Genomic DNA, 14,459 nt, shown 5'->3' on the forward strand with positions numbered 1-14,459 from the left:
ATGACTTAAACACTACCTCGGATTACTTCTCTAAACTTCAGATGCCTATCGTGAAGTGCTAGTTATAATTTCTTATAAAAAATCGGAACGGTTTACGGGTATAAATCTTAAAAACTTTATAAATAGGTAATCAGTTCAGCATAAAATCTGAACTGATTACTTTAATTTTAATTTATTCTTCTAATCTGATATCTAAACCAAGACCTTTTAATTCATGCATTAATACATTGAAAGATTCTGGTAATCCTGGTTCTGGCATTGGTTCACCTTTTACGATTGCCTCGTACGTTTTAGCTCTACCAATAACGTCATCCGATTTAACAGTCAATATCTCACGTAATGTAGCAGATGCACCATAAGCTTCAAGAGCCCAAACCTCCATCTCTCCAAAACGCTGACCTCCAAATAACGCTTTACCACCTAATGGTTGTTGCGTAATTAAAGAGTAAGGACCAATAGAACGTGCGTGCATTTTATCATCTACCATGTGTCCTAATTTCAACATGTAAATTACACCCACTGTAGCTTTTTGGTCAAAACGCTCACCTGTACCACCATCATATAAGTATGTGTGACCAAAACGTGGTACACCAGCCTCATCTGTTAATGCATTGATTTCTTCTAATGAAGCACCATCAAAAATTGGTGTTGCGTATTTTTTACCTAATTTTTTACCTGCCCATCCTAACACGGTTTCATAAATCTGACCGATGTTCATACGAGAAGGTACCCCAAGTGGATTTAATACGATATCAACAGGTGTTCCGTCTTCTAAGAAAGGCATGTCTTCATCACGAACGATTTTAGCAACAATACCTTTGTTACCGTGACGACCCGCCATTTTATCACCTACACGTAACTTACGTTTTTTAGCAATGTAAACTTTTGCTAATTTTAAGATACCTGATGGTAATTCATCCCCAACTGTAATCATAAACTTCTCACGGCGTAAAACTCCTTGAATATCGTTTAATTTAATTTTATAGTTGTGAATTAAATCGGTGATCATTTCGTTTGTATGATCATCAGTAGTCCATTGTCCTTTAGTTAAATGTGTAAAATCTTCAATAGCATGTAACATTTTTAAAGTGAATTTTTTACCTTTTGGTAATACTTCTTCACCTAAATCGTTCATAACACCTTGAGATGTTTTACCGTTTACTAAGTGGAATAATTTATCTACTAAACGATCTTTTAACTCGTTGAATTTCACTTCAAATTGCGTATCTAATAAAGCAATATCCTCTTTATCTTTAGAACGTTTGCGTTTATCTTTTACTGCACGAGCAAATAACTTTTTATCTAAAACAACACCGCGTAATGATGGAGAAGCTTTTAATGAAGCATCTTTAACATCACCTGCTTTGTCACCAAAGATAGCACGTAATAATTTTTCTTCTGGAGTTGGGTCTGATTCTCCTTTAGGTGTAATTTTACCAATTAAGATATCGCCAGGTTTTACTTCAGCACCAATACGAATCATACCGTTTTCATCTAAGTCTTTAGTAGCCTCTTCAGAAACGTTAGGAATATCGTTAGTTAACTCTTCAGATCCTAATTTAGTATCACGTACTTCTAATGTATAATCATCAATGTGGATAGACGTAAAAATATCATCACGTACAACACGCTCAGAAATTACAATTGCATCCTCAAAGTTATAACCTTTCCAAGGCATGAAAGCAACTTGTAAGTTACGTCCTAATGCCAACTCACCATTTTGTGTAGCATAACCTTCACATAAAACTTGTCCTTTAGTAACGCGGTCACCTTTGCGAACAATTGGTTTTAAGTTGATAGATGTACTTTGGTTGGTTTTACGGAACTTAATTAAGTTGTATGTTTTTTCATCAGCATCAAAACTTACTAAACGCTCATCATCGGTACGATCGTATTTAATCGTAATTTTTTGAGCATCTACGTAAATTACTTCACCTTCACCTTCGGCATTAATTAAAACACGAGAATCGGTAGCAACTTGTTTTTCTAATCCAGTACCCACAATTGGAGATTCTGGACGTAATAAAGGTACTGCCTGACGCATCATGTTTGATCCCATCAATGCACGGTTAGCATCATCATGCTCTAAGAACGGAATTAACGATGCAGAAATAGATGCAATTTGGTTAGGCGCAACGTCGGCATAGTTCAACTCTTTTGGTTCAACCACTGGGAAATCGGCATCTTGTTTTGCAACTACTCTTTCGTCTTCAATAGTTCCATCTTTAGCAACATTAATGGTTGCTTGTGCAATTAATTTCTCTTCTTCTTCTTCTGCTGATAAATATACAGGAGCTTCATTAATTTGTAAAACACCGTTGCTTACTTTACGGTAAGGTGTTTCAATGAATCCCATGTTATTTACTTTTGCATACACCGCTAAAGACGAAATTAATCCAATGTTTGGTCCCTCAGGAGTTTCAATTGGACATAAACGACCGTAGTGTGTATAGTGAACGTCACGAACCTCAAAACCTGCTCTTTCACGAGAAAGACCACCTGGTCCTAAGGCTGATAAACGACGTTTGTGTGTAATCTCTGCTAATGGATTGGTTTGATCCATGAACTGAGATAACTGGTTGGTTCCGAAGAATGAGTTGATAACCGATGATAATGTTTTAGCATTAATCAAATCAATTGGTGTAAACACCTCGTTATCACGTACATTCATACGCTCGCGAATAGTACGCGCCATACGTGCCAAACCAACACCAAACTGAGCTGATAACTGCTCACCTACTGTACGTACACGACGGTTTGATAAGTGGTCAATATCATCAATCTCTGCTTTAGAATTAATTAACTCAATTAAGTATTTAACAATAGTGATAATATCTTCTTTTGTTAAAACTTGTTTGTCAATTGGTGTATCTAATCCTAATTTTTTGTTCATTCTATAACGACCTACATCACCTAAGTTGTAACGTTGGTCTGAGAAGAATAATTTATCTATGATACCTCTTGCTGTTTCTTCATCAGGAGGTAATGCGTTTCTTAATTGACGGTAGATGTATTCAACAGCTTCTTTCTCCGAGTTTGTTGGATCTTTTTGAAGTGTGTTATGAATAATCGTATAATCGGCCAAGTTACTATCTTCTTTATGTAAAAGAATAGTTTTAACGTCAGCTTCAATAATTTCTTCAACATTGTCTTTATCTAAAACAATGTCACGATCTAAGATGATCTCTGTACGAGGAATTGTTACAACCTCTCCAGTATCTTCATCCACGAAATCTTCGTGCCAGATATTTAATACACGCGCAGCTAATCTACGACCAATGTATTTTTTTAAACCTGTTTTAGATACTTTTACTTCTTCTGCAAGGTCAAAAATTTCAAGGATGTCCTTATCTCTTTCAAAACCAATTGCACGGAATAAAGTAGTTACAGGTAATTTTTTCTTACGATCAATGTACGCATACATTACACTGTTAATATCTGTAGCAAACTCAATCCAAGAACCTTTGAATGGAATAATACGTGCAGAATATAACTTAGTACCATTTGCGTGGAAAGATTGACCGAAGAATACCCCTGGCGAACGGTGTAATTGTGAAACTACAACACGCTCTGCACCATTAATTACAAACGTACCACTTGGGGTCATGTAAGGAATAGTACCTAAATAAACGTCTTGTACAATAGTTTCAAAATCTTCGTGCTCAGGATCGGTACAATATAATTTTAAACGTGCTTTAAGAGGAACACTGTATGTTAAACCTCTATCAATACACTCTTCAATTGAATAACGAGGAGGATCAACGAAATAGTCTAAAAATTCCAAAACGAATTGGTTGCGTGTATCCGTAATTGGGAAATTCTCCATAAAGGTTTTGTACAAACCTTCGTTACCTCTTTCTTCTGATTTCGTTTCTAATTGAAAAAAATCTTTAAACGATTTTACCTGAATATCCAAGAAATCTGGATAGTTTGGGATATTTTTCGTAGAGGCAAAATTTAATCTTTCAGTATGATTTGTAATCATTAATGAATAAAATTTTGGATTTAAAAAAGTAATTGTTTGTGTAAAAACACAGCTATATAATACTTCCTAATTGTAAGTAATCAATACATCTTAAAAGCAAACTAGGAAAGTGTTTACCTTTGTCTTCGTTACTGATTATTATTTATATGCAAAATGGTTTAGGCCATTGAGAGTGATCTCAAGGCCTAAACCGTAAAATTATAATATTGTGAGATTATTTTAACTCAACAACAGCTCCTGCTTCTTCTAAAGCTTTTTTCAATCCTTCAGCTTCGTCTTTAGAAATACCTTCTTTAACGTTTGCTGGAGTACCGTCTACTAAATCTTTAGCTTCTTTTAATCCTAAACCTGTTAATTCTTTAACAGCTTTAACTACTGCTAATTTAGAAGCACCAGCTTCTTTTAATACTACAGTAAATTCAGTTTGCTCTTCAGCTGCTGCTGCATCACCACCACCTGCTACAACTACTGCTGCTGCTGCTGGCTCAATACCATACTCATCTTTTAATATCGTTGCTAATTCGTTAACTTCTTTAACTGTTAAGTTAACTAATTGTTCTGCGAATTGTTTCAAATCTGCCATTTTTTCTATCTTTTAATTTGATTTGTAAAAATATAATTATTTATGTGCGTTCATTAGAACATTAAAAACGTAGTAGTAACCTACTATTCTTCGTCTTTAAATTGATTTTTAAGAGCTGAAATAACTCTTTGAGCAGGAGATTGTAATAATCCAATGATTTCTCCAATCATCTCTTCTCTAGACTTAATAGCTACTAACGCATCTAATTGGTTATCGCCAATATAGATTTCTTCGTTAATGTAAGCTCCTTTTAAAACTGGGATTCCACCTTTTTTACGGAATTCTTTTATAATTTTTGCAGGACCGTTTGCAGCCTCGCCAATCATAATAGCGCTATTTCCTTTTAAAATAGAAGGTAAATCACCATATTCGTTTTCTGATGCTTCCATTGCTTTCTCAAGCAATGTATTTTTAACAACTTCTAACTTGATACCTGCTTTGAAACAAGCTCTACGTAAATCAGAAGTAGTTGCTGCATTTAATCCAGAAATATCTGCAACGTAAATAACTTTAGTGTCAGCTAACTGTGCAGTTAAATCTTGAATCGCAATTGATTTGTCTTCTCTAGTCATACTAAATAATTTTAACTACCAATTATACTGCTTTTGGATCTAAAGCAATAGCAGGACTCATTGTACTTGATATATGAATAGACTTAATATAAGTACCTTTAGCTGCAGTTGGTTTTAATTTAATTAATGTTTGAATTATTTCAGCTGCGTTCTCAGTAATTTGGTCAGCACCAAAAGATACTTTTCCAATACCTGCGTGAACGATACCTGTTTTATCAACTTTAAAGTCGATTTTACCAGATTTTACTTCTTGTACAGCTTTAGCAACATCCATAGTTACCGTACCTGTTTTAGGGTTTGGCATTAAACCACGTGGTCCTAAAATACGACCTAATGGACCTAATTTACCCATAACAGCAGGCATTGTGATAATTACGTCGATATCTGTCCAACCGTCTTTAATTTTTTGAAGATAATCGTCTAAACCTACGTGATCAGCTCCAGCAGCTTTAGCTTCTGCTTCCTTATCTGGAGTAACCAATGCTAATACTCTTACATCTTTACCTGTACCGTGTGGTAATGTTACAACCCCACGTACCATTTGATTTGCTTTACGTGGATCAACTCCTAAACGTACTGCAATATCAACAGACTCATCAAATTTTGCAGAAGCAACTTCTTTAATTAATGCAGAAGCATCTTTTAAAGAATATAATTTGTTCTTCTCAATTTTTGCTGCAGCCTCTTTTTGCTTTTTTGTTAATTTTGCCATTTCTTCTTTTCTTTAAGATTAAAAAGGAGCGTTTCCTGTAACAGTGATTCCCATAGAACGTGCAGTTCCAGCAATCATAGACATAGCTTTTTCGATTTCAAATGCATTCAAATCGGCCATTTTGTCTTCAGCAATTGCTTTAACTTGATCCCATGTAATAGAAGCAACTTTTTTACGGTTTGGTTGTCCAGAACCTCCTTTAAGCTTTGCAGCTTCTAATAATTGAACAGCAGCTGGTGGCGTTTTAACAACAAAATCAAATGATTTGTCCTTGTAAACTGTAATTTGTACTGGTAAAACTTTTCCTGGTTTATCCTGTGTTCTAGCATTAAATTGCTTACAGAATTCCATAATGTTTACACCAGCAGCCCCCAAAGCAGGTCCAACCGGTGGCGATGGATTCGCTGCACCTCCCTTAACTTGTAGTTTAACTACTTTACTAATTTCTTTTGCCATTTTTAAAAAAATTTAGCACATCTATCAATTGGAAGCGATTGATGTGTATGTAACAATTATAATTTTTCAACTTGTACAAAGCCTAATTCTAAAGGTGTTTTTCTTCCGAAAATTTTCACCATTACTTCAAGCTTGCGTTTGTCTTCGTTTACCTTTTCTATTGTTCCATTGAAACCATTGAAAGGTCCGTCGATTACTTTTACTGTTTCTCCAACTTCAAAATTAACCATTCCTCTATCTACAGAAACTGCTAATTCATCTACTTTACCTAATAATCTATTTACTTCAGACATTCTTAAAGGCACAGGATCTCCGCCTCTTGTTTCACCTAAGAAACCAATAACACCTGCAATAGATTTGATAATGTGTGGTAATTCACCAGTTAAATTAGCTTCAATCATAACATATCCTGGAAAATAAATACGTTCTTTTGTGATTTTTTTTCCATCGCGTTGAGACACTACTTTTTCGGTAGGAACCAATACTTGTGACAAGTAATCTTCCATTCCTAAACGTGTTATCTCACTTTCTATGTATCCTTTTACTTTATTCTCCTGACCGCTAACTGCCCTAACTACATACCACTTTTTTACGCTATTTTCAATCATTATAATTTGATTAAGAATTTAGAATATTAAAAAAGCCTGCAATTACTTTAGCAAACAACGTATCAACTCCCCATGTTGCTAAAGAAAATACAATTGTAAAAATAGCAACAATAATGGTGTAGCGTTGTACTTCTGCCCATGGTGTCCATGTAACATTAGATTTTAACTCGTTAAATGCGTCAGATATGTAATTAACTACTTTAGCCATAATATTTGAATTTGCACGGGTGGAGGGATTCGAACCCCCATCAACGGTTTTGGAGACCGCTATTCTACCCTTGAACTACACCCGTTTGTTAAAAAGTTGGCAGATGATCTGCCAACTTTGTTTTTATATTTAAACTTATAATTAGTCTAAAATTTCAGTTACCTGACCAGCACCTACTGTACGACCACCTTCGCGGATAGCGAAACGTAAACCTACAGATAAAGCGATTGGTTGTAATAACTCAACAGTAATAGTTAAGTTATCTCCTGGCATAACCATATCAGTACCTTCTGGTAACAAGATAGTTCCTGTTACGTCAGTTGTACGAACGTAGAACTGAGGACGGTAGTTGTTATGGAATGGAGTGTGACGTCCACCTTCTTCTTTTTTCAAGATATAAACCTCTGCTTTGAATTTAGCGTGTGGTTTAACTGAACCTGGCTTAACGATAACCATACCACGACGGATATCAGCTTTGTCAATACCACGTAATAATAAACCTACGTTATCACCTGCTTCACCACGGTCTAAGATTTTACGGAACATCTCAACCCCTGTAATTGTAGAAGTTAATTTGTCTGCGCCCATACCAATGATTTCAACTGGATCACCTGTGTTAGCAACACCTGTTTCGATACGACCTGTAGCTACAGTTCCACGACCAGTAATTGTAAACACGTCTTCAACTGGCATTAAGAAAGTTTTCTCAACGTCACGAACTGGTAATTCAATCCAATTATCAACTGCATCCATCAATTCCATGATACTAGCAACCCATTTTGGATCTCCGTTTAATCCACCTAAAGCAGAACCTTTAACAACTGGTCCGTTATCACCATCATACTCATAGAATGATAATAAATCACGGATTTCCATTTCTACTAATTCTAATAATTCTTCGTCATCAACCATATCCACTTTGTTCATGAATACAACGATACGAGGAATACCAACTTGGCGACCTAATAAGATGTGCTCACGAGTTTGTGGCATAGGACCATCTGTAGCAGCAACTACTAAGATAGCACCATCCATTTGAGCAGCACCAGTAACCATGTTCTTAACGTAATCCGCGTGACCTGGACAGTCAACGTGAGCGTAGTGACGGTTAGCTGTAGAATATTCAACGTGCGAAGTGTTAATAGTAATACCGCGCTCTTTTTCTTCTGGTGCGTTATCGATAGAATCGAATGAACGTGCTTCAGATAAACCTGCATCAGCTAATACTTTAGTGATAGCAGCAGTAGTGGTAGTTTTACCGTGATCTACGTGTCCGATAGTACCAATGTTTAAATGGGGTTTCGAACGATCAAAAGTTTCTTTTGCCATGATTTAATTAATTTAATCTTAGTTATATAATTAGTGTTCAACTTTAATCACCTTTGAGCCAACGACGGGATTTGAACCCGTGACCTCTTCCTTACCAAGGAAGCACTCTACCCCTGAGCTACGCCGGCTTAAAAGAATTTTGTTGTGGGGAGAGCAGGATTCGAACCTGCGAAGGTTTCCCAACGGATTTACAGTCCGTCCTCGTTGGCCGCTTGAGTATCTCCCCTAACCTATTTTAAATTGCGAGCCTCTGGAGGGACTCGAACCCACGACCTGCTGATTACAAATCAGCTGCTCTAGCCAGCTGAGCTACAGAGGCAATTTAAAAAGTCCGCTATTTCTAACGGACTGCAAATATATACACTTATTTAAAAAAATAAAAACTTTTTTATTTTTTTTTCTAATTAATGTGCTTTTACTTTTTCTTTGTGTTTAACCAACAAACGCTCTAACGCGCCAGCTGCCGTATCCGTAGCCTCTTCAAATGATTTAGCTGTCTTTTTTACAATTAAATCATCTCCAGGAATTCTTACCAAGATATCAACTGATTTGTTTTCTTTATCACTAGAATTTTCCGTACGCAAAGATACATCAATTCCTACTATTTTATCATAAAATTGTTGTAATTTTTCTAAACGTTCATTTATAAAATCAACTAATTTTCTGTCAACATTAAAGTTAACTGCTTGAATGCTCACTTTCATAATTTAAATTTTAGGGTTCATAATCATCATCATTGCTTTTGAAACGCGGATGTGTTGTTGCATACACTTTCTTTAACGCAGCTAAACTTGAATGAGTGTAAATTTGTGTTGACGACAAACTTGCGTGTCCTAACAATTCTTTCACTGTATTTAGGTTTGCACCTGAGTTTAGCATATGTGTTGCAAAGGTATGACGCAAAACATGCGGACTTTTCTTTTGCTTTGATGTTACACCTCTAAAATAATTATTTATTAAACGATAAACAAATGTTTGATTTAAAATTTGTCCATTTTTTAACAAAAAAACATTTTGATGCTTATTGTTAGGAAATTGCATCTTGCGTTTTTCAAAAAAATCAATCAGTTCTTTATTCAACTCGTTTATTATTGGCACAATACGTTCTTTAGATCCTTTTCCAAAAACACGCACTTCGTTCTGAGAAAAATCAAAATCGGCGACTTTTAATTGAATCAATTCAGATTTTCTAATTCCTAATGCATAAAAAAGAGCAATAATTATATATTCTTGCAATCCAAAATAATCGTCATCAAAATCAGACCGTTCCAATTTCTTCATTTCATCTTCTGAAAAAGGAACTTGCAGCTTTTTTTCGGTACGCAATGATTTATGCTCTTGCAAAGGATACACACTAATTGTTTTGGTGATGTACAAAAACTTAAAATAACTTTTTAGCGATGCTATTTTTCTATTTATAGTATGATTGGTCTTATTTTCTTTAGAAAGTTGCATTAACCATTTACGGATGTGTGCGTATTTAATTTCAGAAACCTTTGCTAAAGCATCTTTATTTATAAACAAATAAAAACTTTTCACATCTTGTAAATAAGCATTTACAGTATGTTGTGAGAATTTTTTCTCTTTAAGAAGGTAATCGTAATATTGTGAAATGTAGTTTTCCATAAAAAAAATCGCTAATCAAAGTTACCTTTAATTAGCGATTTATAAAATATTTATCAGCGATTAAATTTCAACAGAATCTCTTAAGTGCTGAATATATTGTGCTTTTTGATTTTGAGCACGTTTTGTTACAGAAGGTTTTGTAAAGTTTTTACGACTTCTTAACTGACGTAACGTTCCCGTTTTGTCAAATTTTCTTTTATAACGTTTTAACGCTCTATCAATATTTTCTCCGTCTTTAATTGGAATGATCAACATAATTTATACACCTCCTTTCATTATGGGTGCAAAATTAGAAATAATTTTTGAATTATGAATTATGAATTTGAAATTATTTATTAAAGATGTTTACTTAGCATTTTTAAATATGCTTTAGCTGATAAACATCATCAGATTCTAGTATATGTTTTAAATCTTGATTGATAAAATAAGTTCCATCATTAAAAAATTCAATTTCTTTATTATTGATGGCTGATAAAATTCTTTGCGCATAAGGAATTAATTGCTCATGATAAAAATTAAAATTTTTTACTATTTTTTCATACTCACTTTTCCAATTACTACCATAATACAATTTTAAGTAATCCTCTTCAAGCCAATAAAAATAATTCAGTGCCAAATTTCCTAAAAAAGGATATGCAAACTTTAGCTTTCCTGATGCATCAGAAATACCAAAATACAAATTATACATTTCATCTAAATGCTCTTTTATATTTTCTGGTTCATTTAAAAACAACTCTAGTCTATTTTTAATTTTCCAAACAAAAAAACTAGATTCTTTAATTATTTCATTAGAAACAAATGGAACAAGCTCGTTTAAAACTCCTTCAACATTTTTAAAATTAAAACTAATTAACTTATTGTATTTTTGAGAATCCATTTCACTTCTTAAAGATTCATTTTCATATACAAATCTTTCAAACTCATGAACATCAATTTGATTTGAAAGAAATTCAAAAAAGTGCACCTCATTTTCTTTCGAAAGCTTAACCATAACAAAATATCATTTTTTAAAAATAACAAAAAAAGGAAAAACCGTTACAGTCTTTCCTTTTTAATCTATTCTCTATTTTCTGTTATCTATTCTCTAAAAGAAATTAGTCTTTTAAAAGATTTCTAGAGATAACTAATTTTTGAATTTCGGTTGTTCCTTCACCAATAGTACATAATTTAGAATCGCGGAAGAATTTTTCTACTGGGAAATCTTTTGTATAACCATAACCACCGTGAATTTGAATAGCTTCTGTAGAAACTTTCACACACACTTCTGACGCATACATTTTTGCCATTGCACCAGCAGTTGTCATTGGTTTATGATTGTTTTTTAAGTAAGCTGCTTTGTGTAACAATAATTCTGAACACTCAATTTCTGTAGCCATATCAGCTAATTTAAAACCAATTGCTTGAAATTCTGAAATAGGTTTACCAAACTGCACACGCTCTTTTGAATATTTTAAAGCCGCTTCATAAGCTCCTTTTGCAATACCTAAAGACAACGCACCAATTGAAATACGACCACCATCTAAAATTTTCATTGCTTGAATAAATCCTTCGCCAACTTCACCTAAACGGTTTGCATCAGAAACACGGCAATTATCAAAAATTAACTCAGCTGTTTCAGAAGCACGCATTCCTAATTTATTTTCTTTTTTTCCTGATGAAAAACCAGGTGTTCCTTTTTCAATAACAAAAGCAGTCATTCCACGAGAATCGCCTTTTTCACCTGTACGAACAATAACAACAGCTACATCACCAGAAATAGCGTGTGTAATAAAATTTTTAGCACCGTTTATAATCCAATCGTTACCATCTTTTACAGCAGTTGTTGCCATACCACCTGCATCAGATCCCGTGTTATGTTCAGTTAATCCCCAAGCACCAATCCACTCACCAGTAGCTAATTTAGGAATCCATTTTTTCTTTTGCTCATCGTTAGCAAATGTCAAAATATGATTGGTACATAATGAATTATGAGCTGCAACTGATAAACCAATAGAAGAATCTACTTTAGAAATTTCTTCAACAACTGTAATGTACTCATGATAACCTAAACCAGAACCACCTAACTCTTCAGGAACTAAAACGCCCATGAAACCCATTTCACCTAATTTTTTAAATAATTCAACAGGGAAAATTTGTGCTTCATCCCAAGTCATAATGTTTGGTCTAATTTCTTTCTCTGCAAACTCTCTAATTGATTGCGCAATCATTGCTTGCGTTTCGTTATACTCAAAGTTCATTTTTAATTGTTTTTTATTTTTGTTTTTGCTTTATTGTCTAAAAATCCAAATATAATCTAATTATTTTTAATTTGTCAAGTGGAAAATTATTAATTTTTTCTAAATCTTCAATTTTTAACGCTGTTTCTTGCTTGCTTCTTAACACTACAATCTCTCTAGCCAAATAACTATTTAAATACGGTACTTGGGTTAATTGCTCTTTTGTTGCAGTATTAACGTTTACTTTTACAATGTTAGTTGCACTTTTCACAAAGGTTGTTTGCTTGATGATGTTTATAGCTTCTGGGCGCAATCCTTTGATAAAATCGACCTGTTGTATGGATACAAAACCGTTTAATTTTTCTCTTTCTGCTAAAATAGCGTTTGCAAAATAGTCGCCAATACCTTTAATATCCATCAAATCTTGAAGAGTTGCTTTGTTAAGATCCATTTTATTCACAACAACAGCTTCATTCTTTGTTTCTTGCTTTTCATTTTGCGTCCATTCAGGAAATTGAAATTGTGGAGCTATTTTCGCTAACAGTTCATTAGAAACACCTGTTACTTTTTGAAAATCGACTGCAGAATTTACATACTTTCCACTTGCTCTAAATTTCAACAAGCGATCAATTTCTTCGGTAGACATTCCCAACTGAAACCATTTACCATCTTTTACAAAATTAGGATTAAACGGTTTAGGTTCGTATTCTTTTAAAGCAACAATCTTTAAACTATCTATTTGTTGCTGTGTTTTTACATCAACTATATATTGTGTAGATTCGGCATTATTATCAGCTCTCTTAAACCAAAAAATAAAAATTTGCAACAACACAATAAGGCACACTAAAGCAAGAATACCTTTGCGTTGATTGCTATTTATAAATGGTAGTTGTGCTTTCATTGATTCATCAATTTAATACCTATCTCACAATTTAAACATCGACGTAAATCGCAATAATTCTTTTTAAGATACAATACCGATTGACTATCAAACGATGACGTTATAGGAACCTGCATATTTTTAAACATTTCAACAGTTGTATTTCTTTCAACAGGTAATGTTTGGTAATGTTGCAATATTTCATCAACCGCATCGCTTCCTAATTGTTCATGATACACATATTGAAAAGGCAAAATGGTATTAATTAAAAGCAAATTGTAAAACGAACTGGATATTGCTTTGTTTTTCACGGTATGTTCTTTACCAAAAACATAATGCGTTTGCCAATAGGCTGATGGTTGCGCTTTTAAAACATTCTTATTAGCACATAAAAACTCTGGATTTTTAACCAAATCGAACAAAAAAACTTGATTGCTTATAAATGCAGCAAACTGCATTAAGCGTATGGTGGGAAAATTATCGGGACGTAATTTAAAATAGGTTATTTTGTTGGATATCGCTTTTAAATTATACTTGTGTTGTAAATAAAAATAGGTTTTTTGCAATGTTTTTAAATAATAATCTTCGGCATCATTATCTAACAAATTAGCAGTACCAAGCAAAAGTGCTTCTACGTGTGTTTTATTTGTTAACTCTTTTCTTATTATTTTAAACGGTAACTTTTTGGCAATTTCATAAAAAGCATCGCTGTTGATATTCAATCCAAAATTGCGCAACAACATACTGTAAAAAGCCTCTTCCCAATTATTCTTGGTTTGCTTTAACTCGTGAACAATACGATCTGTGAATTGTTCTAACCGCTCAATCATTAATTTTTCTTTCCATAAAAACCAATCGAACGAATTAAAATGTTGCAGATAATCTTCGCAAAAAATATACTGAGGCTGTTGCTTGAATTGATTGTAAGCATTAAAAACACTTTCAGTTATGAAATCCTTTAAAACCAAAGTAGGAATTTCGGATCCATCGTTTCTTAGAACCGAAATATCATTATTCCAGACAACATGTAAAATAACATTTTGATAAGCAGGATCGATTTCATGATGATGTGCATACCAATCTGAGGCATTTACGTGCATTTCCACATTACCCGCCCAAAGTTGATGATCGATATAAACTTGTGCATTAAAAAAGTCAGGACCTTGAATACCTAAATACAAGCCAAAATCTTTTATAACCAATTCTTGACCTTGAACTGTTTTTAATGCAATGGTTTTAAGCTTTTTAAACCTCCATACGTAATGTAAAAAATCCTCCTTCATA

At 33.8% G+C, this 14,459-nt stretch carries 15 protein-coding genes and 4 tRNA genes; all 19 read right to left on the reverse strand.

From position 1 onward, the window contains the following. Positions 1 to 172: 172 nt before the first annotated feature. The 19 genes from rpoB to H1R17_RS02515 all read right to left on the reverse strand — a co-directional run bounded on the left by rpoB (position 173) and on the right by H1R17_RS02515 (position 14,458). A complete protein-coding gene (gene rpoB / locus H1R17_RS02425) occupies positions 173 to 3,985 on the reverse strand; it encodes a DNA-directed RNA polymerase subunit beta (protein WP_163432573.1) in 3,813 nt (1,270 codons plus the stop codon). A 214-nt stretch (positions 3,986 to 4,199) separates the two neighbouring features. Next, a complete protein-coding gene (gene rplL / locus H1R17_RS02430; protein WP_163432572.1) occupies positions 4,200 to 4,568 on the reverse strand; it encodes a 50S ribosomal protein L7/L12 in 369 nt (122 codons plus the stop codon). 83 nt (positions 4,569 to 4,651) lie between these two features. Next, complete coding sequence (gene rplJ, locus H1R17_RS02435; protein ID WP_163432571.1) at positions 4,652 to 5,140, reverse strand: 50S ribosomal protein L10; 489 nt, start codon at positions 5,138 to 5,140, stop codon at positions 4,652 to 4,654. A 22-nt stretch (positions 5,141 to 5,162) separates the two neighbouring features. After that, the gene (gene rplA / locus H1R17_RS02440; RefSeq protein WP_163432570.1) at positions 5,163 to 5,852 is read right to left on the reverse strand and encodes a 50S ribosomal protein L1; all 690 of its coding nucleotides are present in this window, start codon (positions 5,850 to 5,852) and stop codon (positions 5,163 to 5,165) included. Positions 5,853 to 5,870: 18 nt separating this feature from the next. Then, positions 5,871 to 6,308 (reverse strand): 50S ribosomal protein L11, encoded by a 438-nt coding sequence (rplK, locus tag H1R17_RS02445; RefSeq protein ID WP_163432569.1) that lies wholly within the window; start codon positions 6,306 to 6,308, stop codon positions 5,871 to 5,873. Positions 6,309 to 6,364: 56 nt separating this feature from the next. Continuing rightward, positions 6,365 to 6,916 (reverse strand): transcription termination/antitermination protein NusG, encoded by a 552-nt coding sequence (nusG, locus tag H1R17_RS02450; RefSeq protein ID WP_163432568.1) that lies wholly within the window; start codon positions 6,914 to 6,916, stop codon positions 6,365 to 6,367. A 10-nt stretch (positions 6,917 to 6,926) separates the two neighbouring features. Beyond that, positions 6,927 to 7,124, reverse strand: a complete 198-nt coding sequence (secE, locus tag H1R17_RS02455; RefSeq protein ID WP_163432567.1) for a preprotein translocase subunit SecE — start codon at positions 7,122 to 7,124, stop codon at positions 6,927 to 6,929. Positions 7,125 to 7,138: 14 nt separating this feature from the next. After that, a tRNA-Trp gene (locus H1R17_RS02460) sits at positions 7,139 to 7,209 on the reverse strand. 56 nt (positions 7,210 to 7,265) lie between these two features. After that, complete coding sequence (gene tuf / locus H1R17_RS02465) at positions 7,266 to 8,453, reverse strand: elongation factor Tu (RefSeq protein WP_163432566.1); 1,188 nt, start codon at positions 8,451 to 8,453, stop codon at positions 7,266 to 7,268. A 56-nt stretch (positions 8,454 to 8,509) separates the two neighbouring features. Next, a tRNA-Thr gene (locus H1R17_RS02470) sits at positions 8,510 to 8,581 on the reverse strand. Positions 8,582 to 8,598: 17 nt separating this feature from the next. Next, a tRNA-Tyr gene (locus H1R17_RS02475) sits at positions 8,599 to 8,679 on the reverse strand. Positions 8,680 to 8,698: 19 nt separating this feature from the next. Further along, positions 8,699 to 8,772, reverse strand: a tRNA-Thr gene (locus H1R17_RS02480). 85 nt (positions 8,773 to 8,857) lie between these two features. Then, positions 8,858 to 9,157, reverse strand: coding sequence for a ribosome hibernation-promoting factor, HPF/YfiA family (gene hpf, locus H1R17_RS02485; protein ID WP_163432565.1), 300 nt, complete (start codon positions 9,155 to 9,157; stop codon positions 8,858 to 8,860). 10 nt (positions 9,158 to 9,167) lie between these two features. Next, a complete protein-coding gene (locus H1R17_RS02490) occupies positions 9,168 to 10,079 on the reverse strand; it encodes a tyrosine-type recombinase/integrase (protein WP_163432564.1) in 912 nt (303 codons plus the stop codon). Between the two features lie 60 nt (positions 10,080 to 10,139). Beyond that, the gene (gene rpsU, locus H1R17_RS02495) at positions 10,140 to 10,334 is read right to left on the reverse strand and encodes a 30S ribosomal protein S21 (RefSeq protein WP_163432563.1); all 195 of its coding nucleotides are present in this window, start codon (positions 10,332 to 10,334) and stop codon (positions 10,140 to 10,142) included. A gap of 103 nt (positions 10,335 to 10,437) precedes the next feature. Next, the gene (locus H1R17_RS02500; protein WP_163432562.1) at positions 10,438 to 11,070 is read right to left on the reverse strand and encodes a hypothetical protein; all 633 of its coding nucleotides are present in this window, start codon (positions 11,068 to 11,070) and stop codon (positions 10,438 to 10,440) included. 103 nt (positions 11,071 to 11,173) lie between these two features. After that, positions 11,174 to 12,316 (reverse strand): acyl-CoA dehydrogenase family protein, encoded by a 1,143-nt coding sequence (locus tag H1R17_RS02505; RefSeq protein WP_163432561.1) that lies wholly within the window; start codon positions 12,314 to 12,316, stop codon positions 11,174 to 11,176. A 37-nt stretch (positions 12,317 to 12,353) separates the two neighbouring features. Beyond that, positions 12,354 to 13,196, reverse strand: a complete 843-nt coding sequence (locus H1R17_RS02510) for a ComEA family DNA-binding protein (RefSeq protein ID WP_163432560.1) — start codon at positions 13,194 to 13,196, stop codon at positions 12,354 to 12,356. Beyond that, entirely contained in the window at positions 13,193 to 14,458 is a 1,266-nt protein-coding gene (locus H1R17_RS02515) for a DUF2851 family protein (protein ID WP_163432559.1), read from the reverse strand. The genes H1R17_RS02510 and H1R17_RS02515 overlap by 4 nt, the downstream gene beginning before the upstream one ends. Between the last annotated feature and the right edge of the window lies 1 nt (position 14,459).

It is taken from the genome of Flavobacterium sp. xlx-214 (assembly GCF_013874595.1).
Lineage (GTDB): Bacteria > Bacteroidota > Bacteroidia > Flavobacteriales > Flavobacteriaceae > Flavobacterium.